The 26,123-nt window shown below is 67.2% G+C and carries 28 protein-coding genes; 25 read left to right on the top strand and 3 right to left on the bottom strand.

What is annotated here, in order from left to right; genetic code table 11:
* The first annotated feature begins 253 nt into the window (after positions 1 to 253).
* The 10 genes from ASE28_RS03975 to ASE28_RS04020 all read left to right on the top strand — a co-directional run bounded on the left by ASE28_RS03975 (position 254) and on the right by ASE28_RS04020 (position 11,597).
* Positions 254 to 928 carry a hypothetical protein gene (locus ASE28_RS03975; RefSeq protein WP_157421854.1) on the top strand — a complete coding sequence of 225 codons (675 nt, stop codon included), beginning with the start codon at positions 254 to 256 and terminating at the stop codon, positions 926 to 928.
* A 14-nt stretch (positions 929 to 942) separates the two neighbouring features.
* Entirely contained in the window at positions 943 to 2,655 is a 1,713-nt protein-coding gene (locus ASE28_RS03980; RefSeq protein WP_057264838.1) for a phosphate ABC transporter substrate-binding/OmpA family protein, read from the top strand.
* 10 nt (positions 2,656 to 2,665) lie between these two features.
* Positions 2,666 to 3,469 (top strand): ABC transporter permease, encoded by an 804-nt coding sequence (locus ASE28_RS03985; protein ID WP_057201447.1) that lies wholly within the window; start codon positions 2,666 to 2,668, stop codon positions 3,467 to 3,469.
* A gap of 48 nt (positions 3,470 to 3,517) precedes the next feature.
* Positions 3,518 to 4,360: an ABC transporter ATP-binding protein gene (locus ASE28_RS03990; protein ID WP_057264840.1), complete on the top strand. Its 843-nt coding sequence runs from the start codon at positions 3,518 to 3,520 to the stop codon at positions 4,358 to 4,360.
* Positions 4,357 to 5,247, top strand: a complete 891-nt coding sequence (locus ASE28_RS03995; protein WP_057264842.1) for a hypothetical protein — start codon at positions 4,357 to 4,359, stop codon at positions 5,245 to 5,247. Before ASE28_RS03990 ends, ASE28_RS03995 begins: the two co-directional genes overlap by 4 nt.
* An 8-nt stretch (positions 5,248 to 5,255) precedes the next feature.
* Positions 5,256 to 6,110, top strand: coding sequence for a hypothetical protein (locus ASE28_RS04000; protein WP_057264844.1), 855 nt, complete (start codon positions 5,256 to 5,258; stop codon positions 6,108 to 6,110).
* Between the two features lie 16 nt (positions 6,111 to 6,126).
* Positions 6,127 to 6,831, top strand: coding sequence for a PspA/IM30 family protein (locus ASE28_RS04005; protein ID WP_007861927.1), 705 nt, complete (start codon positions 6,127 to 6,129; stop codon positions 6,829 to 6,831).
* 75 nt (positions 6,832 to 6,906) lie between these two features.
* Entirely contained in the window at positions 6,907 to 8,742 is a 1,836-nt protein-coding gene (locus ASE28_RS04010; RefSeq protein ID WP_057264846.1) for an ATP-binding protein, read from the top strand.
* Positions 8,739 to 9,056, top strand: a complete 318-nt coding sequence (locus ASE28_RS04015) for a DUF6471 domain-containing protein (protein WP_057201453.1) — start codon at positions 8,739 to 8,741, stop codon at positions 9,054 to 9,056. Before ASE28_RS04010 ends, ASE28_RS04015 begins: the two co-directional genes overlap by 4 nt.
* Before the next feature lie 240 nt (positions 9,057 to 9,296).
* Positions 9,297 to 11,597 carry an NADP-dependent malic enzyme gene (locus ASE28_RS04020; RefSeq protein WP_057264848.1) on the top strand — a complete coding sequence of 767 codons (2,301 nt, stop codon included), beginning with the start codon at positions 9,297 to 9,299 and terminating at the stop codon, positions 11,595 to 11,597.
* 57 nt (positions 11,598 to 11,654) lie between these two features.
* Here ASE28_RS04020 and ASE28_RS04025 read toward each other — a convergent pair whose 3' ends face one another.
* Entirely contained in the window at positions 11,655 to 12,473 is an 819-nt protein-coding gene (locus tag ASE28_RS04025; RefSeq protein ID WP_057201455.1) for an HDOD domain-containing protein, read from the bottom strand.
* Between the two features lie 321 nt (positions 12,474 to 12,794).
* Between ASE28_RS04025 and ASE28_RS04030 the strand changes: the two genes are divergently transcribed.
* The 5 genes from ASE28_RS04030 (at position 12,795) to ASE28_RS04050 (ending at position 17,154) form a co-directional block, all read left to right on the top strand.
* Positions 12,795 to 13,826 carry an ABC transporter substrate-binding protein gene (locus ASE28_RS04030; protein WP_057264850.1) on the top strand — a complete coding sequence of 344 codons (1,032 nt, stop codon included), beginning with the start codon at positions 12,795 to 12,797 and terminating at the stop codon, positions 13,824 to 13,826.
* 104 nt (positions 13,827 to 13,930) lie between these two features.
* Positions 13,931 to 14,767 carry an ABC transporter ATP-binding protein gene (locus ASE28_RS04035; RefSeq protein ID WP_057264852.1) on the top strand — a complete coding sequence of 279 codons (837 nt, stop codon included), beginning with the start codon at positions 13,931 to 13,933 and terminating at the stop codon, positions 14,765 to 14,767.
* A 12-nt stretch (positions 14,768 to 14,779) separates the two neighbouring features.
* Positions 14,780 to 15,547 (top strand): ABC transporter permease, encoded by a 768-nt coding sequence (locus ASE28_RS04040; protein WP_057264854.1) that lies wholly within the window; start codon positions 14,780 to 14,782, stop codon positions 15,545 to 15,547.
* Entirely contained in the window at positions 15,540 to 16,028 is a 489-nt protein-coding gene (locus ASE28_RS04045; protein WP_200963901.1) for a nucleoside deaminase, read from the top strand. Before ASE28_RS04040 ends, ASE28_RS04045 begins: the two co-directional genes overlap by 8 nt.
* Before the next feature lie 79 nt (positions 16,029 to 16,107).
* Positions 16,108 to 17,154 carry a patatin-like phospholipase family protein gene (locus tag ASE28_RS04050; protein ID WP_057264857.1) on the top strand — a complete coding sequence of 349 codons (1,047 nt, stop codon included), beginning with the start codon at positions 16,108 to 16,110 and terminating at the stop codon, positions 17,152 to 17,154.
* A gap of 49 nt (positions 17,155 to 17,203) precedes the next feature.
* On the opposite strand, the gene ASE28_RS31850 is transcribed toward ASE28_RS04050, so the two are convergent.
* Positions 17,204 to 17,368, bottom strand: a complete 165-nt coding sequence (locus ASE28_RS31850; protein ID WP_157421855.1) for a hypothetical protein — start codon at positions 17,366 to 17,368, stop codon at positions 17,204 to 17,206.
* A 69-nt stretch (positions 17,369 to 17,437) separates the two neighbouring features.
* Between ASE28_RS31850 and ASE28_RS04055 the strand changes: the two genes are divergently transcribed.
* From ASE28_RS04055 to ASE28_RS04070, 4 genes are all read left to right on the top strand, one after another.
* Positions 17,438 to 18,469, top strand: a complete 1,032-nt coding sequence (locus tag ASE28_RS04055) for an ABC transporter substrate-binding protein (protein ID WP_057265001.1) — start codon at positions 17,438 to 17,440, stop codon at positions 18,467 to 18,469.
* Positions 18,470 to 18,482: 13 nt separating this feature from the next.
* Positions 18,483 to 19,463 (top strand): isopenicillin N synthase family oxygenase, encoded by a 981-nt coding sequence (locus ASE28_RS04060; protein ID WP_057264859.1) that lies wholly within the window; start codon positions 18,483 to 18,485, stop codon positions 19,461 to 19,463.
* On the top strand, positions 19,460 to 19,882 hold the full coding sequence (locus ASE28_RS04065; protein ID WP_057264861.1) for a glyoxalase/bleomycin resistance/extradiol dioxygenase family protein: 423 nt from the start codon (positions 19,460 to 19,462) through the stop codon (positions 19,880 to 19,882). Before ASE28_RS04060 ends, ASE28_RS04065 begins: the two co-directional genes overlap by 4 nt.
* A 69-nt stretch (positions 19,883 to 19,951) precedes the next feature.
* Complete coding sequence (locus ASE28_RS04070) at positions 19,952 to 20,407, top strand: hypothetical protein (protein WP_082607886.1); 456 nt, start codon at positions 19,952 to 19,954, stop codon at positions 20,405 to 20,407.
* Between the two features lie 15 nt (positions 20,408 to 20,422).
* Here the strand turns inward: ASE28_RS04070 and ASE28_RS04075 are convergent, their stop codons facing one another.
* On the bottom strand, positions 20,423 to 21,451 hold the full coding sequence (locus ASE28_RS04075; protein ID WP_057264865.1) for an isopenicillin N synthase family oxygenase: 1,029 nt from the start codon (positions 21,449 to 21,451) through the stop codon (positions 20,423 to 20,425).
* A gap of 376 nt (positions 21,452 to 21,827) precedes the next feature.
* Between ASE28_RS04075 and ASE28_RS04080 the strand changes: the two genes are divergently transcribed.
* The 6 genes from ASE28_RS04080 (at position 21,828) to ASE28_RS04105 (ending at position 26,084) form a co-directional block, all read left to right on the top strand.
* A complete protein-coding gene (locus ASE28_RS04080) occupies positions 21,828 to 22,355 on the top strand; it encodes a nucleoside deaminase (RefSeq protein WP_157421856.1) in 528 nt (175 codons plus the stop codon).
* Positions 22,356 to 22,479: 124 nt separating this feature from the next.
* Positions 22,480 to 23,064 (top strand): TetR/AcrR family transcriptional regulator, encoded by a 585-nt coding sequence (locus ASE28_RS04085; protein WP_057265004.1) that lies wholly within the window; start codon positions 22,480 to 22,482, stop codon positions 23,062 to 23,064.
* Between the two features lie 277 nt (positions 23,065 to 23,341).
* The gene (locus ASE28_RS04090; RefSeq protein ID WP_057264868.1) at positions 23,342 to 23,644 is read left to right on the top strand and encodes a 2Fe-2S iron-sulfur cluster binding domain-containing protein; all 303 of its coding nucleotides are present in this window, start codon (positions 23,342 to 23,344) and stop codon (positions 23,642 to 23,644) included.
* Between the two features lie 16 nt (positions 23,645 to 23,660).
* Positions 23,661 to 24,248 (top strand): NAD(P)H-dependent oxidoreductase, encoded by a 588-nt coding sequence (locus ASE28_RS04095; RefSeq protein ID WP_057201464.1) that lies wholly within the window; start codon positions 23,661 to 23,663, stop codon positions 24,246 to 24,248.
* A gap of 10 nt (positions 24,249 to 24,258) precedes the next feature.
* Complete coding sequence (locus tag ASE28_RS04100) at positions 24,259 to 25,617, top strand: amidohydrolase family protein (protein WP_057264870.1); 1,359 nt, start codon at positions 24,259 to 24,261, stop codon at positions 25,615 to 25,617.
* Complete coding sequence (locus ASE28_RS04105; protein WP_057264872.1) at positions 25,614 to 26,084, top strand: RidA family protein; 471 nt, start codon at positions 25,614 to 25,616, stop codon at positions 26,082 to 26,084. The genes ASE28_RS04100 and ASE28_RS04105 overlap by 4 nt, the downstream gene beginning before the upstream one ends.
* Positions 26,085 to 26,123 lie beyond the last annotated feature (39 nt).

A 26,123-nucleotide genomic window follows, 5' to 3' on the forward strand; every position in this document is an offset into this window, starting at 1 on the left:
CCAATCAACCAAGCCCCCGGCTGACCACCGGGGGCTTTTTTGTTTCCAGGGCCCGGTGTGGACCGCTTTGCAAGAGAAACCCATGCAACACCGATGGAAAAGGGGGACAGTCCGCCGGCGAACATTTTCCCTCTGGGGCGGGTTGTGCTTCGGCCACACAAGTTCGCAACTTGCACCCATGCAACCTGACGTACAGTGCGGTACGTTACATTGATCCTTTGCAAGGAATCCAATGCGCACAAAATTCAGCAAAATGTTGGCGGCCACCGGTCTTGTGACGCTCGACCCGGAGGAGGACACCACCCGGTACACGCCCACCGAGGCCTACCCCGAGCCCGAGGCGGAGCCCGAACCTGCGCCCGCGCCCGCCGCGCAGCAGCAACCCGCGCTGGCGCCCGAGCAGAGTGTGGTGGCCGAGCAAAAGGATTTTGCCGACCTGTACCGAGAGGCCAACGTGCCCACCGTGTCCTACAGCGCCGAAAAGCTGCTCAAGCTGATGGCGGGGCTGGAAAGCATGCCGATGGAGGTGCGCAAGCAGGCCATCAAGGCCATGGACGACGCCGACGAGACCTGGACGGTGGACGATTCCGTGCTGGACGCGCAACGCAAGGTCAAGGCGCTGGCCATCGCCAAGCAAAAGATTGCGCAGCAAGTGGCTTCCGCACTGCAAAATGCGGACCGCGAGATCGCTGCCATCCAGGCCGAAGAACAGGACAAGAGCGCCCAGGTGCGCAAGCAGATTGCCGAGCTGACAGAGCTGCTGGACCGGGGCGTGGCGCGCGCCGCGCAGCAGACGGCCGATGTGCGAGCGGCGGCCAGGACAAATCAGGAGGCCGGGGAGAGGGAATCCGCCCGGCTGGATGCAGAAATGAACCGCCTGGGGCAGATCGTGATCACGTTCTCGGGCCAATCACAGGTTCAAAAATAAAGTAGGAGTTGGCAATGCAATTGACTGGCATGGGTAAGGCGCTGATCGCGGTCATCGTCGTGGGGGCTGCGGGATCCGTCCTGTGGAACATGGGCGGCAAGATGTGGGTGCAGGACAAGCTGGGCAACACCGAGGCGTCGGCCCCGGCCGGCAGCAGCAGCCCGCAGGGCAGCACAACCGCGCCCGCGGTGGTGGCCGGCAACACGCCGTCTGCCCCCGCCGTGGCGGCGCCCAAGGGCGGTGCGCTGGGCTCGGCCGGCAACCCGCTCAAGGTCAGCATCGTGAGCTTTCACGGCTATGCGCCGGCCCTGGTGGCCAACGGCAACAGCCTGAAGACGCAGCCAGGCTCGATCTTCCAGAAGGCCGGGGTGAACGTGGAGTTCATCATCCAGGACGATATCCCGACGCTGACCACCATCTTCGAGAGCAACACGGCGCAGTGCGCCTGGCGCACCTCGGACTTCTGGGCGCAGGAGCAGCCCAACCTGATCAACACCAAGCTCGATGGCCGCGCCATCATGATCGTGGACAACACCCAGGGTGCCGACGCCGTGATCGCCCGCGACCCGGACATCAAGCGCATCGAGGACCTGGTGGGCAAGAAGGTGGCGCTGCTCAAGTACACGCCTTCGCACGGCCTGTTCATCAACGCCATCAACAACTCGAGCCTGAGCGCCAAGCAAAAGGCCAACGTGCTCGACCGCGTGGTCTACATCAACGCCGACGAGGGCACACCCGGCGTGCGCGCCGCGTTCGCTGCCGGCAGCGTGGACGCCGCCGTGCTGTGGGACCCGGACCTGTCGCTGGCCGTCAAGGCCACCCCTGGCGCGCGCGTGGTGTACTCCACCAAGGTGGCCACCAATCTGATCTACGACGTGATGGTCTGCAACCAGAAAATGCTGCAGGACCCTGCCAGCCAGCAGGCCTTCCAGGGCTTCGTCAAGGGCTGGATGGACGGCGTGACCGCCGCCCGCGCCAACCCGGCCGGCGCCGCCGAAGCGCTGGTGCGCACCGAGCCCTTCTTCGACCAACTGGCCAAGAAGGAGGGGATGCCCTTCATCTCGAGCCTGTTCTCCAACCTGGTATGGACGGGGCTGGACGACAACGCCCGCATTCTGGGCCTGGCGGGCGACACCAACCACTACGAGCGCGTGTACCGCGAGTTCGACGCGATCTACCGCGCCGCCGGCTCGCTGGCCAACCCGAATTCGCCCGTGGTCTCGCCGCAGAACTCGTTCGACTACCGCTTCATCAACGCCCTGCTCAAGGACAACCAGGCCGCGCGCGCCGCCGCCGCCAAGCCCGAGTTCACCTTCGACACGGCCGGCATGCAAAAGGCCGAAACTCGCCCCGCCGCGCTGACCAAGCCGGTGAGCGTGAACTTCCCCGTGGGCCAGGCCGAGTTGACCAAGAAGGCGCAGGAAGTGATCGACACCCAGGTGGTGCCCTTCATCAACAGCAATGGCTCGGCGTATTTCGAGATTTCGGGCAACACCGATTCGACCGGCAGTGCGCAGGCCAACCAGCGCCTGTCGAAGGCGCGGGCCGATGCGGTGACCAAGTACGTGGTGACGCAGTGGGAGATTCCGGCCGCGCGCTTCAAGGTGGTGGGCAATGGCTCGAACAACCCCATCTGCAATGAAGGCAACCCCGCCGCGCTGGAAGTGGACCTGGACACCTGCCGCCAGATGAACCGCGCCACCCGCATCGCCGTGCTGGCACGCTGAGGGGCCGGCGATGGCCCAATTCTGGAACCCCAGCCATCCGATCTCGCCCCAGACCCAGCGCATGCTGGGCGTGGGCGCCGTGGTGGTGGTGCTGGTGGCCTGGGCGCTGGTGAGCGCATCGGGCCTGGTCAACTCGAACCGGTTGCCTGCACCGTGGGAGGTGGCCATGGCCTTCTCACGCCTGGCGTGGGACCCCGTGCGCCAGGAGAGCCTGCTGCTGACCTCGGTGCTGTGGTCGGGCGGGCGGCTGGTGGTGGCGGGCATTCTGGTGATCCTGATCGGTTTGCCCATCGGCATTCTGATGGGGGCATCGCCGCGCATCAACGCCACGCTGTCGCCGCTGATCGACCCGTTCCGCTCGGCGCCCATCGTGGCGCTGCTGCCCATCATGGTGATGTGGTTCGGCATTGGCGAGGAGATGAAGATCGTCTTCCTGTTCTCGGGCGCGGTGGTCTACCTGATACCGCTGGTGCGCGACGCGATCCGCTCGGTGCCGCAGTCGTACTGGATCAGCGCACGCGACCTGGGCGCCACGCCGTGGGAATGCATCCGCCGCGCGGTGATCCCGATGGCCATGCCGCGCATCGTGGACGGCATCATCATCGCCATCTCGGTGATGTGGACCTACATCACCGTGGCCGAGTACGTGAACGCCAAGGAGGGCCTGGGCCAGTTGATCCAGAACGCGCGCCGCTTCTCGGCCATGGACCAGGTGTTCGCGGGCATCATCACCATCATTGCGCTGGCGCTGATCACGCACCGCCTGATGACCTGGGCCAAGCGAAAAATGTTCCCCTGGGAACAGAGCGTTTGACGGCCAAGGCATGCACCCCCAATAAGAACTGATACAACAAAGCCAAGCATGACATCGACCCCGAGCGCTGCAAGCATTTCCATCCACATGAGCGGCATCGTGCAGGAGTACCCTGCCGCCAACGGCAAGGGCGTGCTGCGCGTGATTGACGGCATCGACCTGCAACTGGAGAACCCCAGCATCAACATGCTGCTGGGCCCCTCGGGCTGCGGCAAGTCCACGCTGATGCGCATGATGGGCGGGGTGCGCCCGTTCAACGTGAAGACGCCGACCCAGGGCCGGGTGGATATCGACGGCCAGGAGTGCCTGGACCAGCACGACGATGCGGTGACGGTGTTCCAGCAGTACGCCAACCGCCCCGACCTGACGGTGTGGGACAACGTGGCCTTTCCGTTCACGCTCAAGCTGTGGAAAGGGCGCATCAGCCAGGCCGAGGTGAAGGAGCGGGTGGACACCATGCTCGCCGCCGTGGGCCTGGCCGACAAGAAGGCCATGCGCCCGGCGCAACTGTCTGGCGGGCAGAACCAGCGCGTGGCGCTGGCGCGTGCCCTGGTGCTGCGCCCGCGCATCTTGCTGATGGACGAGCCCTTTGGCGCGCTGGACCCGCAGACCCGCGAGGAGATGCAGCGCCTGCTGCTGTCGCTGTGCAAGGCCAACCCGTGCCTGGTGGTCTTCGTCACGCACGACGTGAGCGAGGCCCTGGCCCTGGGCGACCGGGTGATCGTGCTCTCGCCCCAGCCCGCGAAGATTGCCGATGACTTTGCCATCCACGCCGAGCACCCGCGCTCGGAGGCCTGGTCACGCTCCACCGAGACCCTGCGCATGCAGGACCGCATCCTCACGTCGCTGCGCGACGCGAAGGGCCATGGCCAGATCACGCTGAGCGTATGAAATTCGACCCGGGCGAACGGGAAGAACCCCCGTACATCCAGGAGTTTTTGACCAGCAAGTGGAACGTCACGGCATCGCTGGGCGCTGCTGCGCTGGCGGTGCTGATGTCCTTCCCCTACGGGCTGCCTGGCTTCGTCTTCGTGGGCACGGCGTATGCGGCCGTCGAAGGCCTGGCCCTGCTGTACGTGCCGGGCATGTCGACCTTCCGCTACGCGGTGCGCCGCAAGTACGCCACGCTGCGCTACCAGGCGCAGGTGGACAGCCTGCTCAAGGAACTGGGCGACCGCAATGAATGCGACCCCAGCTCCAAGCGCATGCGCGTGTACCTGCAGACGCTGGACCGCATTGACGCGCTGGAGCGCATGGTCAAGAGCCAGACCTGCGCGCTGAGCGTGGAGGACATCGACCGCCTGAAGGACGTGACGCGCGACTACCTGGCGCGCTGGCTGGCCATCGTGAGCGCCAACGAGCGCCAGAGCCAGCTGAGCAAGAAGGAGATCGCCGACCGCCTGCGCAGCGTGGAAGAGCAGCTGGAAGCGACCACCGGCGAGCGCGAACGCCGCCAGTTGCTGCAGGCACGCAAGGACTACCAGCGGCTGATGGAAAGCAGCAGCCGCCTGAGCAGCCGCATGTTCGCCATCGAGGCGGCCATGGTCTCCATGCCAGACATCATCGAGGAGGTCTTCCAGCAAGCCGTGTCGATGCCCATGGCCACCGATGCATCGGCCCGGCTGCGCGAGAGCGTGGACCGCCTGGCGATCGAAGAGAACCTGGAGGCCGACATCAGCGAAGAGCTGGACACCATCGGCGTCCATGTGCCGAGCCCCGCCGTGGCAAAAGCCGCTGCCGCTCCCCTGCCCCGCCCCACGGCACAAGCCATGAAATGACCCCTTCCATGACGACCACCACCGTACAGAAATCGCACCTGCAGACCCTCGTCGATTTCGACGAGTACACGCGCCTGATGGAGGCCACGCTCAAGGCCGCCATCGTCTCCGGCGAGCCGGGCCGGCTGGTGCGCTTCTTCGCGCGCTACATCGCCTGGAACGGCTACTTCGGCTGCAGCGTGGCGTCGCTGGCGGGCAAGATCGGCTGCGCGCGCCATTTGTTCACCGACCCGGCCGAGCCCTTTTTGCCGGCGGCCGACCGCAACGTGCTGGTGGCCAGCTACATCTTCGACGCGGCGCGCGACGAGTTCGACGACCACTCCACCCGCGCGCGCGACCCGCACCGCAGCCTGGCGCAGGCCTTCCTCAAGGGCATCGTGCAGACCACCATGCCGGGGGCCGACATGGCCACGCTGAACGCGCTGGCAGCCGAGCCGGCCTGGCTCAAGGCGCTCAACCAGGGCGTGATGCGTGGCTACGGCGGCGGGCAGGACGATTCGCTCGCATCCATCTTCCACGCCATGGGCTACCACCTGGGCAGCGAGCTGCTGGCCGACCGCGAGTTCACCGTGATCGGCGCCACCTTGCGCGAGGCCGGCGGCGGCCTGGCCGAGCGCCTGTTCCACGCCGAGGTGGACATCGGCGGCACGAAGCACAAGGCCCTGTCCTGGGTGGGCATCCACTCGGGCGAGGGCGGCGCCGTGGAGGCCGACCACTTCGAGTGGGCCACCCAGGGCGTGAACGCCGCCTTCGACTTCATCGACCCCGCGCAGCGCGCGGCCATGCTGGCACAGGTCGAGCAGGGCTTTGCCGCGTTCGCCCAGGACCACCGCATCTTCTTCGACAACGTCAACAACAGCTAAGCAAGGAACCTGCACCATGGCTTCTTCCAACTTCCTCGGCCGCCTGAGCAACCTGTTCACGGGCTTTCTCTCGCTGTTCGTCTCGGGCATCGAGAAAAACAACCCCGAGATCGCGTACGAGAACTCGATCAACAGCATGAAGGCCAACTACGACCGCCTGAAGAAGGCGGCGGGCGCCATCATTCGCCAGCGTGACGACGTGACCACACGCCTGCACAACGCCAAGCAAAAGCAGGCCCAGCTCGAAGCCAACCTGCAGCAGGCCATGGACACCAACCAGGACGACCTGGCGGTGAGCATCCTGCAGATGAAGAACGACAACGACCAGTCGGTGACCGAGCTCACGGCCGAGGCCGAGACGGCCATGGCCGAGGCCGAGAAGATCAAGGACGCCCTCCTCGAGATGAAGAGCGAGATCAAGCGCGTGGAGGACGAGCGCGACCGCAACCTGGCCAAGTTGGCCGGCGCCAAGGCCAAGATCCAGATCCACAGCCAGCTCGAAGGCCTGTCGGTGGACGCCGAGATCCGCGCGCTGGACAACGTGCGCGGCCACATCGCCAACGTCATCTCCGAAGCCAACCTGGGCGACGAGCTGCGCGGCGCCGACCTGGACGTGCGCATGAAGGGCCTGCAAAAGGGTGCCTCGCGCGCCACGGCCGAAGCGCAGCTGGCGCAGCTCAAGGCCGCCCGCGCCCAAGGCGCTGGCGCCAAGCAGATGTAAAGCGCTCTTCAGCCGCCACCGCAGTCCACCGCGCGCTGCCCTGGGGCGGCGCGCCCGCCACGCCCAAGGAATCCTGTGAGCACACCCTCCTCCCCCGCCACGACCGCGACGCCCGCCACGCCGGCCTGGGTCGACACCGTGCGCCGGCGCTACCTGAGTGGCGATGCCTCGGTCTTCGTGCTGTACCGCAACATCTACGACCGCATCCTGCTCGATGGCAAGTTCGTCGAACTGGAGCAGTACCTGTTCCGCTCGCTGCTGGAGGGCAAGAAAAAACGCGTGCTCTCGCACAGCATCGCCTCGGGCACGCAGGCGCTGGCGGGCCGTGCGTTCGACGCCGAGGCCGAGCCGCTGGAAGGCATCGAGGCCGCGCTGATGCATGAGAGCGGTACGGCGGTGGTGATCCACTACGCGGGCTCGCTGTTCCCGGCGGGCGACCCGTCGATGATGACCATGCAGGACCGGCAGGCGATTGCCAAGCTGCACCGCTGGTCACTCAACCCACAGATCGGCGACAGCGACAACGTGGTGTTTTTGCTGGTGGAATCGCTGGCCGAGCTGAACGCGCAGATCCTGTCGAACCCGCGCATCGCCACCGTCGAGATACCGATGCCCGGCCAGGCCGAGCGCGAAACCACCATCCGCATGGCCGACAGCTCGCTCGATGCCGGTCAGGTCACGCGGCTGGCGCAGCAGGCCTCGGGCCTGCGCCTGGTACAGCTGTTCGGCCTGCTGGGCAACGACGCCAATGCGCAAGCCCCCAACGATGCCGAGCGCGAGGCCCTGATCAAGGAGCTGATCGCTGGCACTGAGGACGCCGAGGCGCGCGCCAAGCAGTTGACCAAGCTGACCAGCGGGCAGACCAACGAGCAGATACGCCACCTGCTGCAGCCGGGCAGCAAGGCGCCAGCCAAGGGCAACGCCTTCGAGGAGATCGCGGCGCTGCTGCGCACGCGCAAGCGCGAGCTGGTGACGCAGGAGTGCTTTGGCCTGATCGAGTTCGTCGAGCCGAAATTCGGTCTCGAAGGCGTGGGCGGCATGACCATGGTGAAGGCCGAGCTGGCGGCCATTGCCGCCGCCATCCGCTCGGGCAACGTGGCGCGCATCCCCATGGGCATTCTGGTGGTGGGGCCCATGGGCTCGGGCAAGACCTTCGTGACCAAGGCCTTCGTGCGCGAGGCCGGCATACCGGCGGTGATGCTCAAGAACATCCGCTCCAAGTGGGTGGGCGCGACCGAGAGCAACCTGGAGAAGGTGCTGGCCATGGTGAAGGCCATGGGGCCCATCGCGCTGATCATCGACGAGGGCGACCGCAGCCTGGGCGGCGAAGGCGACGAGGACGGCGGCACCTCGTCGCGCGTCACGGCGCGGCTCAAGGAGTTCATGTCGGACACCGACAACCGGGGCCAGGTGCTGTTCATCATGATGACCAACCGGCCCGACAAGCTTGATGCCGACATGAAGCGGCCCGGCCGCTTCGACACCAAGATACCGCTGTTCTTCCCCGAGAACGGGGCCGAGCGCGCGAACATCGTGCGCGTGATCCTGAAGCGCTTTGGCAAGGCGATCGAAGAGCCGCCGCAGGACGATGACGAAGATGATGGCGCCGGCGCAGGCTGGATGGAGGCCGCGCTGGAAGACACCGAGTTCTCGAACGCCGAACTCGAAGCGCTGACGCTGCTGTCCATCGACTTGGCCGAGCGCGCCGATGGCCGACTGACGCGCGAGGTGTTTTTGCAGGCTGCGGTGGACTACATGCCCACGCGCGACACGCTGATGATCGAGTACATGGAGCTTTTGGCCATCTCCGAGGCATCGCGCCGCAGCCTGCTGCCCGAGAAGTTCAAGCACCGCACCACCGACGAACTGCACGCCGAAATGAAGCGCGTGCGCAGCCAGTTGCGCCTATGAGCAGCGACAGCGACCATGTCCACACCCTCGCCAAGGAGCAGGTGCGCAAGGCCCTGACCGCCGCGAAGAACGACAAGCGCTGGGGCTGGCAGGAGGTGTCGGAGCTGCTCACCGAGCTGGGCATCGAGCAAACCCCGAACAACCTCACCACGCGCCAGAGCCGGGGTGCGTTCAAGGCGTCTGACTTTCTGCTGCTGCTGCGCAGCATGGGCGTGACGCACCTGGACCTGAGCACCCTGGAAATCCCCGGCCTGGCGCCGGCCACCCGCAAGGTGGAGGCCAACAAAAAGGCACGGCTGTCCAAACCTGGATAAGCCTATTGGCTTTCTGAAAAGGAAGACAATCCGATTTTTGCCATGCACCGGGGCCCACCGCCCCCGCCTCGCCTCATCTGCCCCACCCGGGCAAGGTCAGGCTCCTCCCCGAAGCCATCGCACCCATGGAATCAGGGTTGGAACCCATGCAATCAACGCATTAACCCTCACTCCCATAGCTCCCGCCATGGAGTAAGCTTATTTTTGGCATTTGCTGAGAATCTCCTGCAGGATTTCCGTATGACACAGAACCTTTCCGCTGCTGAAGCGGCACTGCGCGACGCCGCTCGCGAATACCACCGCAACCCCAGCCGGGGCAAGATCGCGGTCACCCCCACCAAGCCCCTGTCCAACCAGCGCGACCTGTCGCTGGCTTACTCGCCGGGCGTGGCCTACCCCTGCCTCGACATCGAGGCCGACCCGTCCAAGGCCTTCGACTACACCTCGCGCGGCAACCTGGTGGGCGTGATCACCAACGGCACGGCCGTGCTGGGCCTCGGGGACATCGGCCCGCTGGCGAGCAAGCCGGTGATGGAGGGCAAGGGCTGCCTGTTCAAGAAGTTCGCTGGCGTGGACGTGTTCGACATCGAGCTGGCCGAGCGCGACCCGGACAAGCTGGTCGAGATCATCGCGGCGCTGGAGCCCACGCTGGGCGGCATCAACCTCGAGGACATCAAGGCGCCCGAGTGCTTCTACATCGAAAAGAAGCTGTCGGACCGGCTGAACATCCCGGTCTTCCACGACGACCAGCATGGCACGGCCATCATCTCCAGCGCTGCGCTGCTCAACGGCCTGGAGCTGGTGGGCAAGGAGATCGGCGCGGTGAAGATCGCCGTGTCGGGCGCGGGTGCTGCTGCCATTGCCTGCGTGGACGTGATGGTGGGCCTGGGTGTGAAGCGCGAGAACGTCTTCATGGTGGACTCCAAGGGCGTGATCTACGAAGGCCGCCCCGGCGGGCTCGACGCCTCCAAGCAGCGCTATGCGCAAAAGACCGAGGCCCGCACCCTGGCCGACGTGGTCGACGGTGCCGACGTGTTCCTGGGCTGCTCGGCCCCTGGCGTGCTGACGGCCGAGATGGTCAAGACCATGGGCAGCAAGCCCATCATCCTGGCGCTGGCCAACCCCGAGCCCGAGATCCGCCCCGAGCTGGCCAAGGCCGTGCGCCCCGACTGCATCATCGCCACGGGCCGCTCGGACTACCCCAACCAGGTCAACAACGTCCTGTGCTTCCCCTACATCTTCCGCGGCGCGCTGGACTGCGGCGCCACCAAGATCACCGAGGCCATGAAGCTGGCCTGCGTGCGCGAGATCGCCGACCTGGCCAAGGCCGAAATGAGCGACGAGGTGGCCGCCGCCTATGCGGGCAAGGAGCTGTCTTTCGGGCCTGACTACCTGATCCCCACGCCGTTCGACGCACGCCTGATCCTGCGCATCGCACCTGCCGTGGCCAAGGCTGCCGAAGAATCGGGTGTGGCCGCGCGCCCCATCACCGACTACGCGGCTTACCGCGAGAGCCTGACGCGCTTCGTCTACCAGACCAGCATGTTCATGCGCCCCGTGTTCGCGGCCGCCAAGGCCAACCCGCAGCGCGTGGCCTATGCCGAAGGCGAAGACGACCGCGTGCTGCGCGCCGCCCAGGTGGCCGTGGACGAAGGCCTGGCCAAGCCCATCCTGATCGGGCGCCCGGCCGTGATCGCCACGCGCATCGCCAAGGCCGGCCTGCGCCTGCAGCCAGGCAAGGACGTGGAGATCTGCGACCCCGAGGACGACCCGCGCTTTCGCCAATACTGGGAGACCTACCACCAGCTCATGGGCCGCCGTGGCGCCACGCCCGAGGCGTCCAAGGCCGCCGTGCGCCGCTCCAACACGCTGATCGCGGCGCTGATGGTCAAGCTCGGCGATGCCGACGCGATGATCTGCGGCATGGTGGGCAAGTTCGACAGCCACCTGGAGCACATCCGCGACATCATCGGCGTGAAGAAGGGCGCACCCGGCTTTGCCACGGTGAACGCGCTGATGCTGCCCGAGCACACGCTGTTCATCGCCGACACCTACATCAACGAAGACCCTGACGCCGAGCACCTGGCCGCGATTGCCCAGATGGCCGCAGACGAGGTGCAGCGCTTTGGCCTGCCACCCAAGGTGGCCTTTCTGTCGCACTCCAACTACGGCTCGTCCAACCGCCCGTCGGCGCGCAAGATGCGCCTGGCGCGCGACCTGTTCGCGCAGGCCGCGCCGCACATCGAGTGCGATGGCGAGATGCACGGTGATGCCGCTCTGTCCGAAAGCGTGCGCCACAGCAGCCTGCTGGAGACCACGCTGCAGGGTTCGGCCAACGTGCTGATCTGCCCCAACCTGGACGCCGCGAACATTCTGTTCAACGTGCTCAAGACCACCAGCGGCCAGGGCACGACCATCGGCCCCATCCTGCTGGGTGCGGCGGCTTCGGCCCATGTACTGACCCCCTCGGCCACCGTGCGCCGCGTGGTCAACATGACCGCGCTGGCTGCGGCCAACGCGGGCTCGCGCACGGCGAAGTAGACGACGGTCCCCCGCGCGAAGCAGCCCCAAGGCCCAGGCCCTGGGGCTTTTTTTTGGCTAACGGATGGACACGTCCACGTAGCCGGCGACGGGCGGCAGGTGCTCCACCAGCCAGTCGGGGTCGAGCTGCAGGGCCTTGGTCACCTCGGCCGGCAGGCTGGCGATGGTGTCGGCGGGCGACTTGGGTTCTTCCAGCCCGATCTCGGCCAGCAAGGTGGCCACGTGCAGGATGCCGCCCAGGCGGCAGAAGGGTACGGAGGCCACGGGGTCTTCGGCCGTCTCCAGCGCCCGCACGATGGTGTCCGGAAAGCGCCAGCGGCGCGCCAGCTCTCCCGTCACCTGCGCCTCGGTGAAGCCCAGCAGCGAGCGCTCACGCTCCCAGCGCCCGCCCGCATGGTGCGGCAACTGCTCGATGGCGGGAATCTGCTCGGGCATCTTCTGCGCGATGATGAGCTCGCCCAGGCGCACCAGAAAGCCGGCCAGCCACGACTCCTGCACGTCCGAGCCCAGGGTGCGCGCCAGCCACTGCGCGTAGCCGGCGGTAGCCATGCTCTCCTTCCAGAACGCTTCGGCGTCCACGCCCGAAGCGTCCTTGAACACGCCGGACATGCACGACGCCAGGGCCAGGGTGCGCACCTGGTTCAGGCCCACCATGGTGATGGCATCGTCGAGCGATGCCACCTGGCGCGGCAGGCCGAAACGCGCGCTGTTGGCCAGGCGGATCAGCTTGGCCGTGAGGGCCGGGTCCTTGGAGATCGCCGCGCGCACCTTCTCGAAGGGGATGTCGTCATCCTTCATGGTGGCGATCAGCTCGCGCGCCACGTCAGGCATGGTGGGCAGTTGTACGTTCTCGAAGAAATCCTGGATATTTGCCATGAGGGGCCTCCCAAAGCCGTTCGCTAAGAATGGACTTTCGTTGTACCACTGGCGCGCCCATGTGGCGTGCGCGTTTGCACCAATGCGCGCGCTGGCGCGGGCTGCCGACGATGCCCGCTGCCGGCGTGCACCATTTCGGGAAAGCCTGTAGGGCCACATGCACCAATCTGGCGAACAATAGGCCACACCCCGGCCCCGCGCCCCTGAAAGCGGGCATCGTTTTTGCTGTTTGCTCTGCATCGCACACCAGCGGTGCACACCGGCCGCCAGCGCGTTTCGCCTATTTTTATTTCTCTGCCACTCTCGACAGGAACCCTCCCCATGAACAAACGCTCCCTCCTGCAAGCCGCCGTGCTGCTGGTCGCCGCCGGCAGCTTCTCCCTGGCCCATGCGCAGGCCACCACGCCCATCAAGTTCCAGCTCGACTGGCGCTTCGAGGGCCCGGCCGCCCTGTTCCTGCAGCCCGTGGCCAAGGGCTACTTCAAGGCGGCGGGCCTGGATGTGGCGGTGGATGCCGGCAACGGTTCGGGCGGCGCCGTGCAGCGCGTGGCCTCGGGCACCTACGACATGGGCTTTGCCGACCTGGCTGCGGTGATGGAGTTCCACGCCAACAACCCCGACGCGCAGAACAAGCCCGTGGCGGTGATGATGGTCTACAACAACACCCCGGCCTCGGTCATGGCGCTCAAGAAGAGCGGCATCACCAAGCCGGCCGACCTGGCGGGCAAGAAGCTCGGTGCCCCGGTGTTCGACGCCGGCCGCCGCGCCTTCCCGATCTTCCAGAAGGCCAACAGCGTGGGCAACGTGCAGTGGACGGCCATGGACCCGCCGTTGCGCGAGACCATGCTGGTGCGCGGCGACGTGGACGCCATCACCGGCTTCACCTTCACCTCGCTGCTGAACCTGGAGGCGCGCGGCGCCAAGGCCGCCGACGTGGTGGTGCTGCCCTATGCCGACTTCGGCGTGAAGCTCTACGGCAACGTGATCATCGCCTCGCCCAAGCTCATCAAGGAGAACCCCGGGGCGATCAAGGCTTTCCTCAAGGCCTTCACCAAGGGCGCCAAGGAAGTCATGGCCAACCCGGCCGCCGCCATCGAGCACGTGAAGGCCCGCGACGGCATCGTCAACGTGCCGCTGGAAACGCGCCGCCTGCAGCTGGCAATCGACACCGTGATCAACAGCCCCGACGCACGCAGCGAAGGCTTCGGCAAGGCCGTTCCCGGCCGCCTGTCGCTGATGGCCTCGCAGGTGTCCGATGCCTTCAACACCAAGACCCGCGTGAAGGCCGACGATGTGTGGAACGACAGCTTCCTGCCCCCTGCAGCCGAGCTGAACATCCTTCCCAAGAAGTGACCCCGCGGCCAGCGGCGAGCCGCTGGCCGATGCATTCCCTCCGACCCGCCCGCCCTGCCGCCTTTGACGGGCTGGCGGGCCCAGCCCTACAAGAACACCATCCAATGACGGCTGCCGATTCCTATTTCGTGGACTTCCGTGACGTCTGGCTCGCCTACAACGACGAGCTGCGCGCGCAGAACCACTTTGCCGTCGAGGCCATCGACCTGCAGATCCGCCAGGGCGAGTTCATCGCCATCGTCGGGCCTTCGGGTTGCGGCAAGTCGACCTTCATGAAACTGGCCACGGGCCTGAAGATGCCGTCGATGGGCAAGATCCTGATCGACGGCAAGCCCGTGACCGGGCCGCTGAAGATCTCGGGCATGGCCTTCCAGGCGCCTTCGCTGCTGCCCTGGCGCACCACGGTGGACAACGTGCTGCTGCCGCTGGAGATCGTGGAGCCCTACCGCAGCCACTTCAAGCAAAAGCGCAAGGAATACGAAGAGCGTGCGCGCAAGCTGCTGCAGAAGGTGGGCCTGGGCGGCTACGAGGACAAATTCCCCTGGCAGCTGTCAGGCGGCATGCAGCAGCGCGCCAGCATCTGCCGCGCGCTGATCCACGAACCCAAGATGCTGCTGCTGGACGAGCCCTTCGGCGCGCTCGACGCGTTCACGCGCGAAGAGCTGTGGTGCATTCTGCGCGACCTGTGGACCGAGCAGAAATTCAACGTCATCCTGGTGACGCACGACCTGCGTGAATCGGTCTTCCTGGCCGACACGGTGTACGTGATGAGCAAGAGCCCCGGCCGCTTCGTGGTGCGCCGCGAGATCGAGCTGCCGCGCCCGCGCGACCTGGAGCTGACCTACACCAAGGAGTTCAGCGACATCGTGCACGAGCTGCGCGGCCATATCGGCGCCATACGCCAGGGTGCAGGCAAGCCTGCCGCCCCCATCCCGCAATAGGCCCCCTTCCCCATGCACAACAAGAACCTCGAACGCTGGTCGCCCTGGATCCTGCTGGCGGCCACCATCATCCTGTGGCAGATCATCTGCTCGGCCTTCAACGTCTCGGAATTCATCTTCCCCAGCCCCTGGGCCATCGCCACGCAGCTGGTGGAGTTCGCCAGCGTCATCGCCGGCCATGCCTGGCGCACCTACTGGGTCACCATGGCGGGCTTTGGCATCGCCATCGTGGTGGGCGTGCTGCTGGGCTTCGTGATTGGCTCCTCGCGCCTGGCGTATGCCGCCGTGTACCCGTTGATGACGGCCTTCAACGCCCTGCCCAAGGCAGCCTTCGTGCCCATCCTGGTGGTGTGGTTCGGCATCGGCGTGGGGCCTGCCATCCTCACGGCCTTTCTGATCAGCTTCTTTCCGATCATGGTGAACATCGCCACCGGCCTGGCCACGCTGGAGCCCGAACTGGAAGACGTGCTGCGCGTGCTGGGCGCCAAGCGGTGGGACGTGCTCACCAAGGTGGGCCTGCCGCGCTCCATGCCCTACTTCTTCGGCTCGCTCAAGGTGGCCATCACCCTGGCCTTCGTGGGCACCACCGTCTCGGAGATGACCGCTGCCAACGAGGGCATTGGCTACCTGCTGATCAGCGCCGGCTCGTCCATGCAAATGGGCTTGGCCTTCGCCGGCCTGATGGTGGTGGGCGCCATGGCCATGGTGATGTACGAACTGTTCAGCTGGATCGAAAAGCGCACCACCGGCTGGGCCCACCGGGGCTCGCAGGGTGAGTAACCTGACTGCGTTGGGTGAAGCCCAGGCGGCCACACTGCTGCGCCGGGCCAACGCCGTGGCGCAGCGCGCCATGGACATGGGCCGCCACCCCTTCGGCGCCCTGCTGGTTGCGCCCGATGGCCAGACCGTGCTGGCCGAGCAGGGCAACATCGATACCGTGAACCATGCCGAGAGCACGCTGGCGCGCACGGCAGCGGCCAACTACCCCGGCGCCTACCTGGCGCAGTGCATGCTGGTCACGACTTTCGAGCCCTGCGCCATGTGCGCCGGCACCATCTACTGGGCCGGCATCGGCCGCGTGCTCTACGGTGCCGAGGAATCCGCCCTCAAGGCGCTGACCGGCGACCACCCCGAGAACCCGACACTGGACCTGCCCTGCCGCTCGGTCTTCGCCGCCGGCCAGCGCGCCACCGAGGTAGTGGGGCCGGTGCCTGCGCTTGAAGAAGAGATCACGGCGCTGCACCGGGACTTCTGGCGCTGACAATCGTGCGACCCTGACGGCGACTGCGAAAAGACGCTGTCGCTATACTCGCCGCCCTGTCGACCACAGGATCTTTCGCATGCGCCTGGACTTCTTTTTCCGCCCCCTGGCGCTCGCTCTGGCCGTGGCCGGCCTGACCGCATGCGGCGGCGGTACCGCCCCGAGCCAGCCGGCAGCTGCCGCGCCAGCGCCTGCCATCCAGGCCACCGGCCCGGCCCCCATCAAGGTCGGCATCGCCCTGGGCGGTGGCGCGGCCAAGGGCTTTGCCCACATTGGCGTGATCAAGATGCTGGAGGCCAATGGCTTCGCGCCCGCCTACATTGCCGGCACCAGCGCGGGCGCCGTGGTGGGCGCGCTGTATGCCAGCGGCATGAACGCCTTCGAGATGCAGGAGAAGGCCGTGGCCCTCGACGAGGCCAAGATCCGCGACCTGCAGTTCTCCACCGGCGGGCTGGTGCTGGGCAAGAAGCTCGAGGATTACGTGAACGAGCAGGTCGGCCGCAAGAGCCTGGAGCAGATGGCCAAGCCCTTCGTGGTGGTCGCCACGCGCCTGGAAGACGGCGAACGCACCGTGTTCTCCCGCGGCAACACCGGCCAGGCGGTGCGCGCATCGAGCAGCGTGCCCGGCGTGTTCCAGCCCGTGACCATCGGCAAGTACCACTTCGTGGACGGCGGCATCGTCAGCCCCGTGCCTGTGGATGCGGCGCGCCAGCTGGGCGCCGACGTGGTGGTGGCGGTGGACATATCGAACAAGGCGCGCGGCAAGTCGCCCGGCGACATGCTGGGCACGCTGGGCCAGTCCATTGCCATCATGGGCCAGAAGCTGGGCGAGGCCGAGCTGGCTCGCGCCGACGTGGTCATCCGCCCGCTGGTGCTGGACATCGGCGCGGCGGACTTCAGCCAGCGCGCCAGCGCCATTCTCGAAGGCGAAAAGGCCGCGCTGGCCGCCATGCCGCAGCTGCGCGAACGCATCGCCCAGCTGCAGGCCGAGCGCGCCCGCGCCGCGCAGCAGGCCCGCCAGCAGGTGATCGAGGCCGAGCACAAGGCCTGCCTGGACAACCGCTCGCGCCTGCAGCGGCTGGCCGGCATGGCGGGGATGGGCGAGGGCTGCACAGCGCCCAAATAGGCCAGCCCGCCCTCCGCCACCGCACATGCCGTGGCACAGAAGTTGCACTTCACTCCGCAAGAGTAGAAGCGTTCACCGCCATGGGCCGCGCCTGCACCGCCACGGTGCCGCGCACGGCCCGGGCGTCCGGAAATTGCTCTTGAAGACCGCTGCCCATGCCCCGCATGGGCGCCGGCTGTGTCTTCAAGCGCGCGGGTGCACCGGCTTCGTTCATCGCTCTCCTGCACCCGCCTTGCTGGCACCGCCGGTGGTTCCGACCCACCTGTGACGGAGTGCCCTCATGATGAAACGTCGTTCCCTGCTTCAAGCCGCTGGCGCCGCCGCCTTTGTCGGCGCCGCTTCTCCCCTGGCCTTTGCCCAGGGCAACCTGCAGAAGTTCAAGTTCAACCTGGGCTGGAAGATCGAGGCCTCGGGTGCGGGCTTTCTGCTCGCGCACCAGCGCGGCTACTACAAGGATGCGGGGCTGGACGTGGCCATCGACACCGGCAACGGGTCGGCGTCGGCCATCAGCCTGGTGGCGGGCGGGGCGTACGACGTGGCATCGGCCGACCTGTCGACCATGATCGAGTTCAACACCGCCAACCCGAGCGCCAAGCTGGCCGCCGTGGCGATCCAGTACGACCTGAACCCCAACGCGGTGATGGTGCGCAAGGACGGCCCCATCAAGAAGCCCACCGACCTGGCGGGCAAGACCATCCTCGGGCAGCCGTTCAATGCGTCGCGCAAGCTGTTTCCGGTGTTCGCCAAGGCCCAGGGCTTCGACACGGGCGGCGTGAAGTGGGAGAACGTGGCGCCCGACATCGGCGACACGCGCTTCGTCAAGGGCGACTTCGACGCGGCGGCCTATTTCTTCTTCACCGGGCTGCTCAACCTCAAGGCGCGCGGCATGGGGCCCGAGCAGCTCACGGTGTTCCGCTTCTCGGACTTCGGCATGCAGTCGTACGGCAACGGCCTGGTGGCCAGCCCCAGGACCATGCAGGAGTCGCCCGATGCGATGAAGGCCTTTGTGAAGGCCACCACGCGCGGCTGGATCGAGGCGATTGCCGACCCGAAAGCGGGGGCCGCTGCCATCAAGGCGCGCGAGCCGCTGGCCAACGAGGCCATCGAGCTCGAACGCCTGCAGCTCATCGTGGACGGCACCATGAAGACGGCCGAGACCCGCGCCAACGGCTGGGGCGCCGCCACCCCGGCGCGCCTGCAGGCCACCATCGACGAGACGGTGGCTGCCTTCGGCCTCAAATCGAGCCTGGCCGTGGCCGACATCTGGACCGAGCGCTTTTTGCCCACGGCGGCAGACCGCAAGCTCAAGGGCTGACCGAGGCATTGCCATGGGCATCCCCCTCATCGACCTCACCGGGGCGCTGCACACCGGCGCCCCGCGCGGCGCCGAAGTGGCTGCCGAGCTGCGCCAGGCCTGCATAGGCCCCGGCTTCTTCTACGTAGTGAACCACGGCGTGCCGCAGGAACTCATCGCACGCCAGTTCGCGCTGGTGCAGCAGTTTTTCGACCTGCCCCTGGCCGAGAAGGAAGCCATCTCACTGCACCGCTCGCCATCGATGCGTGGCTACGAAAGCCTGGGCGGGCAGACGCTGGATGCCGGTGCGCGCCCCGACCTCAAGGAGAGCTTCTACTGCGGGCTCGACTACGCGGCCGACCACCCCTACGTGCAGCGCGGCTACCACTCGTACGGCAGCAACCAGTGGCCCGCGCAGTTGCCTGCACTCGGCGACCAGTGCCGCAGCTACATCGCCGCCATGCAGCAACTGGCGCTGCGGCTCATGCAGCTGATGGCGCTGTCGCTGGACCTGCCCGAGGACTACTTCGACCATACGCACGCCAACCCCATGCTCACGCTGCGGCTGCTGCGCTACCCGCCGCACCCCGAGAGAGCGGATGCGCTGACCTTTGGCGCTGGCGAGCACACCGACTGGGGCGCCATCACATTGCTCGCGCAGGACCGCCATGGCGGGCTGGAAGTGAAGCTGCCCGGCGGCGAGTGGGCGGCTGCCACGCCGGTCGAGGGTGCGCTGGTCGTCAACCTGGGCGACATGATTCCGCGATGGACCAATGGGCTGTACCGCTCCAACCCGCACCGCGTGCGCAACATGCACAGCGGCGGTGCGCCGCGCCATTCCATCCCCTTTTTCTACACGCCCGACTACGAAGCGCGCGTGGCCCCGGTCGCCACCTGTGTGCCCGAGGGCGAGGCACCGCGTTTCGAGCCCTGCACGGTGGGCGAGCACCTGCAGGCCATGTACCGCAAGACCTATGGCCTGGCGGACAGCAAGGCTGCGGCGGTGATGGCATGAAGCTCTGGTTCAACCTGTTCTGCCGCGACATCGAGACCCAGTTGCAGTTCTACCAGGCGCTGCTGCACCTGCCCGAGGCCGCGGGCACGCGCTCGCCCATCTACCGTGCGGTGGAGACGGAGCACTTCCAGCTCGGTTTCAACGCGCACGGGGCCTATGCCCTGCTCGGGCTGGCCGATCGCGAGCGGTCCGCTGGGTCGGCCGACCCGGTCACGGGCTATGCCACCTTCATGCTTGACTCGCCCGATGCCGTCACTGCGGCCAGCGCCATGGCCGTGCAACTGGGTGGGCGCATGGTCAAGCCCCCCTATGCCACCTACTACGGCCAGTGGCAGGCGGTGCTGGCCGACCCTGAGGACCATGTGTTCCGGCTCAGCGCCTTCGGCCTGCCCGACGGCACGCTCGCACGGGCACCTTGAAGCACGCCTGCACGGGGCTTGCACAGTGGGCGTGGTACAACGGTCCGAGTGCCACGGACTGGAGCCCCCATGCCTTCGACTGGATTCCTTCTACCGCCCGATGTGCAGGCCCTGCTCGACGCGGGCCGTACCATCGACGCCATCAAGCAACTGCGCGTGGTGCAAGGCCTGGGGCTCAAGGAAGCCAAGGACCTCATCGACGCGCACCAGCAGGGGCACCATGCGGCGCCCCCGGCGCATTCCACGGGCTTTGCATCGGACGCGAGCAGCCACGTTCCCGACTCCGTTCGCCAGGCACTGGCCGCCGGCAACAAAATCGAAGCCATTCGCCTGCTGCGCGCGCATGCAGGCATTGGCCTCAAGGAGGCCAAGGACCGGGTCGATGCACTGGCCGCATCCACCGGCAGCGGCAACCCGCACGGCTTGTCCCCCGGGGAACAGCCGCGCGGCGGCAGCCAGGGCGTTGTCTGGATCGTGGCGGCGCTGGTGGTCGCCGTGGCCGCCTTTTACCTGCTGCGCCCCTGAGACTGGCCGACCCGCTCAATACGCCTTGAAGTTCGCGGCCACGCGCTGGTTCAAATAGTCGCCGGCCGCAATCGCCGGGTACTTGCGGCCCGGGCCTTCGATGGTGGCGTCGCGGTTGGCCTGCGCGAAGAAGGCAATGCTGTAGCGCGGCCCCATGTACTCGCCGGGCAGCGGGTTCTTCACGCGGTGGAAGTTCGATGGCAACTGGTCATCGCTCCAGCGCATCAGCATGTCGCCGATGTTGCAGGTGATGGCCTCTTCGTCGGGCGTCACCGAGGTCCAGGCCTGGCTGTCCATCTCCTTGCCGGGGCACACCTGCAGGCCGCCCTGCCCCTGGCGCTGGAACAGCAAGGTCAGGCAGTCGAAGTCGGTGTGCGCGCCGGCGCGCCACAGGCCCAGGTGGGCCTGCTGCTCGGGTGGCGTGGCAAAGTAGTGCAGCAGGCGCAGCGTGCTCTGGTAGCTGGCTTTCGAGGGGTCGTGCGCGTGGGCGAAGAAGTCCGGCGCGAAGCCGAGCTTGCGCGCAAAGCACGACAGCACCTGCATCGCCACCTGCCAGCACTGCCCCTCGAAGGCCAGCATGGTGGCCTGAAAGCCCGCCAGCTCCTCATCGGTGGGCCACAGGCCCTCCATGTGCGGGCGCGTGATCTGGTACGACTCCTTCTGGTCCGGCGTGCCGGTGGAGGGGCGCACCTGGGCGCGGCTCTCCCAGCCCACGTTGAGCGCCTTGCGCAGCGGGTACTGGGCTTTCACACTCTCGGGCAGGGCGAAGAAGCGCTCGGTCATTGCGAAAGCCTTGCGCACCTCGGCCAGGTCGATGCCGTGGCCCACCACCTGAAAGAAGCCGACATCGACCGCAGCGTCCCACAGTTCATCGGCGATGGCGTCCTGGCGGTGGGCGAAGTTGGAAAGGTCGATGCGGCGGATCTCGCGCGCGCCGGTCTCGGAGCCCAGGGCGCCCATGCGGGTTTCCTTGTCCAGCTCGGCGAGGGCGTAGGTGTCGGTGGCCGTAGTGCCAGTGGTGGCAGTGGTGGCAGTCGTCGTCATGGCAGTTCTCCTGAAGTGGGATGGATAGAAAAATCCACCCGCCCCCACGGCATCGAAAGACTGGCCTGCGCGCGCGGCACAACCGGTCTCTTGAAGCCTTGGCACGCCATACGCTGGCATGCCACTGGGGCGGGCTTCAAGAGCAATTTCCGGCCGCTGGCATGGCGGGACAACATCCCGACCCGCCGCGCAGTGAACGCTTCTACTCTTGCCCGCACAGTATGCAATAACGATGCCTGCGGGCATACGCCAAATGGGGGATCACCCCTGCCAAACGCCCGCTGCACGGGGCCTGGCGAAGCAATGCATGCTTGTCACACAATGTTCTTGGCATGCCAAATGCATAGCGGTGGCAACCCCCTGATGGAGACAACCCATGCATGCCCTGATGTCCGCCGCCCCCCATGAGCTCGACGACCCTGCGGTGATCGATGCCACTGACGGCACCTACCTGCGCCAGGCCATCGCCTGGTCGTGCACCGCACGCGCACGCGGCAACCGGCCCTTCGGCGCGGTGGTGATCGGTGCCGACGGCACCTTGCTGGCCGAGGCCTACTGCAACACCACCGAAACCGGCGATTGCACCGGCCATGCCGAGACCAACGCCGTGCGCCAGTTGAGCCCGCGCTTCAGCCGCGAGATGCTGGCCCAGGCCACCATCTACTCCTCGGCAGAGCCCTGCGTGATGTGCGCGGGCGCCATCTTCTGGTCGGGCATCGGCCGCGTGGTGTTCGGCATCGACGCGGTGCGCCTGCGCGAGTTTCGCGGCGAGCGGGCCGAGCAGCGCGACGCCGAGCTCTCGTGCCGCGACGTGTTCGCCGCCTCGCCACATTCCATCGAGTGCATCGGTCCGGCATTGATCGAAGAGGCCAGCGCACCCCATGTGGGCTTCTGGAAGTCGTGACCAGCGACAATCGCCCACCATGCCGACCAACGCCCCGCCCGTGAACGAAGCCGACATCGAGACCAGCAGCAATGTCGTCTCGGGCACCCTGCTCAGCCGCTCCAAGCAGGGGCGCGAGCGCATCATGGGCGCCATCCGCGAGGCGGCGATCGCCGAGTTCAGCCGCCACGGGTTCAAGGGTGCGTCCACCAAGGCGATTGCCGAGCGCGCGGGCCTGACCAAGCCGCAGCTGCACTACTACATCGCCAGCAAGGAAGAGCTGTACGAAGAGCTGCTGTACTCGGTGCTCAACGGCTGGTCGGGCGCCTTCCAGTTCGACAGCCAAAGCGACAACCCCAAGAAGGTGCTGAGCAGCTATGTGCGCAAGAAGCTCGACTACGCGCTGGACAACCCCGGCCTGTCGCGTATCTTCACCACCGAGGTGCTGGGCGGCGGCCGCAACCTGGGCAAGTACTGGCCCGTGGCCGTCAAATCGACCCAGCAGAAGGTGGAGCTGATCGACCGCTGGATCGCCGAGGGCCGCATGCGCCCGCTGGACGCGCGCCTCTTGCTCATGCAGATCTGGGGCATGACCCAGCACTACGCCGACTACGGCGTGCAGGTGCACATCATGCTGGGCCTGGCGCCCGACGAAGCCATCGACCGCGAGCCCATCGTGCGCCAGCTCACCACATTTGTGCTGCTGGGCTGCGGCCTCGCACCAGACTAAGGCAAGGCTGCACAGGTCCCTTGCGCGCGGCACACCTCGCTTTGGGCGGTCTGCGACGTTGCAAATGCTCGCCATAGCACGGGCTATGGCTGTGCTTTGCGCCTAGCAGCCCATCCCAAATCAAGGCGCGCCGCATCGCAAAGACCTGCGCAGCCTTGCCTCGCACACCCTGCATAGGCAAGCAGCAGAAGCCCCACAACAGTGCCTTGATCCAGGTCACCCTCTTGGCACAGCACTTGCAATAGTTTGACCAATCGATCAAATCAAGTGGTCAAACATGCAAAACCTAGCCACGGCAGCGCCGCTGCCCGCCACGGAACCGGCTTTTGAACTGGTGCTCGCGCGCAGCCACCTGCGGCTGCCCGTGCAGCCCGGCGAGAGCATGGCCGATGTGCTGCAGCTCGCCGGCATCGCCATCGACACGCTGTGCGAGCAGGGCGTGTGCGGCACCTGCGCCACCCGCTGGCTCGATGGCACACCCGACCACCGCGACAGCTGCCTGAGCCCCGAAGAACAAAGCACCCATGTGGCGGTGTGCTGCGCGCGCAGCCACGGCCCCACGCTCACGCTCGACCTCTGAAGAAGGACACCCTGCCATGCGCATCCTCGTGATCTATTGCCACCCGGTAGAGACCAGCTACAACGCCGCCTTGCACGACGAGGTGGTGCGCAACCTGCGCGCGGCCGGCCATGAGGTGGACGACTGCGACCTGTATGCCGAGGACTTCAACCCCGTGCTCAGCCGCGAGGAGCGCCTGGGCTACCACGAGGTGCCGAGCAACCGCCTGCCCGTGCAGGGCTATGTGGACCGGCTGCTCCAGGCCGAGGCCGTGGTGTTCTGCTTTCCCACCTGGTGCTTCGGCATGCCGGCCATGCTCAAGGGCTTTTTCGACCGGGTGCTGATGCCCGGCGTGGCCTTCGACATCAGCGACCCGCACAACGTCAAGCCCTCGCTCACGCACATCAAGCGCATCTCGGCCGTGGTGACCTATGGCCGCCCACGCTGGACGGCGCTGCTGATGGGCGACCCGCCGCGCAAGTCCGTCACGCGCTACATGCGCCTGCTCACGGGCGGCAAGGCGCGGGTGGACTACCACGCCTACTACCACATGAACGTGGCCACGCCGCCGCGGCTGGAGGCCTTCAAGGCCCGCGTGGGCCAGGCCATGGCGCGCTTTGCATAAGGGGAACAGCATGCACGCATCCAACGCCCCCGACCACATCCTCAACGCCCGCCTGCCGCGCTGGCTGCTGCCCCAAGCCTGGCCCGCCAGCGCCGGCCAGCCCGCCCTGGCCGACCTGCACCTGGCCCAGGGCCGCATCCAGGCCATGGTGCCGCACGACCCCGCGCGCCCCCTGCCTGCAGGCACCACCTGGGACCTGGCCGGCGCGCTGGTGCTGCCCGGCCTGGTGGACGCGCACACCCATCTGGACAAGGCCTTCACCCTGCCGCGCATGGGCACCGTCAAGCCCGGCCTGCTGGGCGCCATCGAGGCCATGATGGTCGACCGCCAGGGCTGGAGCGAGGCCGACATACGCCAGCGCGCCAGCCGCGCCCTGCAATGGGCCTACGAGGCCGGCACGGTGCAGGTGCGCACCCACTGCGACTGGTGGGAGCCCGAGGCCCAGCCCCTGGCCTGGGGTGTGCTGCGCGAGCTGGCGCAGGAATGGGCCGGCCGCATCACGCTGGAGCGCGTGGGCCTGATCCCCCTGCACCTGTATACCGAGCGCACCACTGCCATGCAGCTGGCCGCCACCGTGGCCGCCAGCGGCCCGGGCGCACTGCTGGGCGGCTTCGTGCACTCGACCAACTGGAACCCGCAGGCCCTGCGTCACCTGTTCGAGGCCGCGCAGCACCACGGCCTGAACGTGGACCTGCATGTGGACGAAGAGCTGCACCCCGGCGCCCTGGGCCTGGCAACCACGGCCGCGCTGCTCAAGGAGTTGCGCTTCGAAGGCCATGTGGTCTGCGGCCACACCTGCGCCCTGGCCGCGCAGGACGAGGCGACCGCGCTGGCCACGCTCGACGCCGTGGCGGCGAGCCCCATCACCCTGGTCACCTTGCCCATCACCAACCTGCTGCTGCAGGACGCCACCACCGGCCGTACGCCGCGCCAGCGCGGCCTGACGCTGGTGAAGGAGGCGCATGCGCGCGGCATCCCCGTGCTGGTGGCCAGCGACAACGTGCAGGACCCGTTCTGCCCCGTGGGCAGCTTCGACCCGCTGGAGGCCCTGGCCACCGGCGTGCTGGCCGCGCAGCTCGACGCGCCGTTCGACCGCTGGTCCGAAGCGCTGTGCCGCGCCGACTGGCTGCGCCGCGGGCAGGATGCGCTGCCGCTGCAAACGGGCAGCGCCGCCGACCTGATCGTCTTTCAGCAGGCCGACCGCTGGGGCTTTCCCTCGCGCACCCAGCCCCGCGTAGTGCTGCGCAACGGCTGCGTCACCAGCGGCCACGCCAGCGCCGCCTGGCACGTTGCGGATACCACCCCAGCCCTTTCGGCCGGCGCCAGCCCCGCCCCATCCACCCCCATCCCTGCACGGAGCCTTGCATGAGCGACAACGCACCCAACACCCCAGGCATCGCCCAGCCCCTGGCCCGCTACGCCGCCTGGCGCCGCGCGGGCGACCTGGTGTTCCTCTCCGGGATCATCGCCGTCGACCCCGCGGCCAGCCGCATCGTGCGCGGCTATGCCGACATCCCCGACGAGGCGGCCACGCTGGTCGGCCGCACGGGCGAGTTCAGCAGCGACACCAAGGAGGGCCCCATCCTCGCGCAGAGCTGGTATGTGCTCGACCGCATCCGCCAGACCATCGAGGCCGCGGGTGGGCAGATGTCGGACGTGTTCAAACTGGTGCAGTACTTCAAGAACCTGGACCACTTTCCCCAGTACAGCCGCGTGCGCAAGCTGTTCTTCCCGGGCGAGCCCCCGGCCTCCACCGTGGTCGAGGTCAGCGGCATGCTGCCGACCCCGGACATCCTGATCGAGGTGGAAGCCACGGCGTACCTGCCGCTGCGCTAACCCCTCGCCCCCCAACACCCTCCTCACGAAAGCCCACCC

The sequence above is a fragment of the Acidovorax sp. Root219 genome (assembly GCF_001428665.1).
Taxonomy (GTDB): Bacteria; Pseudomonadota; Gammaproteobacteria; order Burkholderiales; family Burkholderiaceae_C; genus Acidovorax.

Coding starts and splice junctions, on each gene's coding strand:
- ASE28_RS03975 (WP_157421854.1), top strand. CDS start 254: ATGTTGGCGGCCACCGGTCTTGTGACGCTCGACCCGGAGGAGGACACC.
- ASE28_RS03980 (WP_057264838.1), top strand. CDS start 943: ATGCAATTGACTGGCATGGGTAAGGCGCTGATCGCGGTCATCGTCGTG.
- ASE28_RS03985 (WP_057201447.1), top strand. CDS start 2,666: ATGGCCCAATTCTGGAACCCCAGCCATCCGATCTCGCCCCAGACCCAG.
- ASE28_RS03990 (WP_057264840.1), top strand. CDS start 3,518: ATGACATCGACCCCGAGCGCTGCAAGCATTTCCATCCACATGAGCGGC.
- ASE28_RS03995 (WP_057264842.1), top strand. CDS start 4,357: ATGAAATTCGACCCGGGCGAACGGGAAGAACCCCCGTACATCCAGGAG.
- ASE28_RS04000 (WP_057264844.1), top strand. CDS start 5,256: ATGACGACCACCACCGTACAGAAATCGCACCTGCAGACCCTCGTCGAT.
- ASE28_RS04005 (WP_007861927.1), top strand. CDS start 6,127: ATGGCTTCTTCCAACTTCCTCGGCCGCCTGAGCAACCTGTTCACGGGC.
- ASE28_RS04015 (WP_057201453.1), top strand. CDS start 8,739: ATGAGCAGCGACAGCGACCATGTCCACACCCTCGCCAAGGAGCAGGTG.
- ASE28_RS04020 (WP_057264848.1), top strand. CDS start 9,297: ATGACACAGAACCTTTCCGCTGCTGAAGCGGCACTGCGCGACGCCGCT.
- ASE28_RS04025 (WP_057201455.1), bottom strand. CDS start 12,473: ATGGCAAATATCCAGGATTTCTTCGAGAACGTACAACTGCCCACCATG.
- ASE28_RS04030 (WP_057264850.1), top strand. CDS start 12,795: ATGAACAAACGCTCCCTCCTGCAAGCCGCCGTGCTGCTGGTCGCCGCC.
- ASE28_RS04035 (WP_057264852.1), top strand. CDS start 13,931: ATGACGGCTGCCGATTCCTATTTCGTGGACTTCCGTGACGTCTGGCTC.
- ASE28_RS04040 (WP_057264854.1), top strand. CDS start 14,780: ATGCACAACAAGAACCTCGAACGCTGGTCGCCCTGGATCCTGCTGGCG.
- ASE28_RS04050 (WP_057264857.1), top strand. CDS start 16,108: ATGCGCCTGGACTTCTTTTTCCGCCCCCTGGCGCTCGCTCTGGCCGTG.
- ASE28_RS31850 (WP_157421855.1), bottom strand. CDS start 17,368: ATGAACGAAGCCGGTGCACCCGCGCGCTTGAAGACACAGCCGGCGCCC.
- ASE28_RS04055 (WP_057265001.1), top strand. CDS start 17,438: ATGAAACGTCGTTCCCTGCTTCAAGCCGCTGGCGCCGCCGCCTTTGTC.
- ASE28_RS04060 (WP_057264859.1), top strand. CDS start 18,483: ATGGGCATCCCCCTCATCGACCTCACCGGGGCGCTGCACACCGGCGCC.
- ASE28_RS04065 (WP_057264861.1), top strand. CDS start 19,460: ATGAAGCTCTGGTTCAACCTGTTCTGCCGCGACATCGAGACCCAGTTG.
- ASE28_RS04070 (WP_082607886.1), top strand. CDS start 19,952: ATGCCTTCGACTGGATTCCTTCTACCGCCCGATGTGCAGGCCCTGCTC.
- ASE28_RS04075 (WP_057264865.1), bottom strand. CDS start 21,451: ATGACGACGACTGCCACCACTGCCACCACTGGCACTACGGCCACCGAC.
- ASE28_RS04080 (WP_157421856.1), top strand. CDS start 21,828: ATGCATGCCCTGATGTCCGCCGCCCCCCATGAGCTCGACGACCCTGCG.
- ASE28_RS04085 (WP_057265004.1), top strand. CDS start 22,480: ATGGGCGCCATCCGCGAGGCGGCGATCGCCGAGTTCAGCCGCCACGGG.
- ASE28_RS04090 (WP_057264868.1), top strand. CDS start 23,342: ATGCAAAACCTAGCCACGGCAGCGCCGCTGCCCGCCACGGAACCGGCT.
- ASE28_RS04095 (WP_057201464.1), top strand. CDS start 23,661: ATGCGCATCCTCGTGATCTATTGCCACCCGGTAGAGACCAGCTACAAC.
- ASE28_RS04100 (WP_057264870.1), top strand. CDS start 24,259: ATGCACGCATCCAACGCCCCCGACCACATCCTCAACGCCCGCCTGCCG.
- ASE28_RS04105 (WP_057264872.1), top strand. CDS start 25,614: ATGAGCGACAACGCACCCAACACCCCAGGCATCGCCCAGCCCCTGGCC.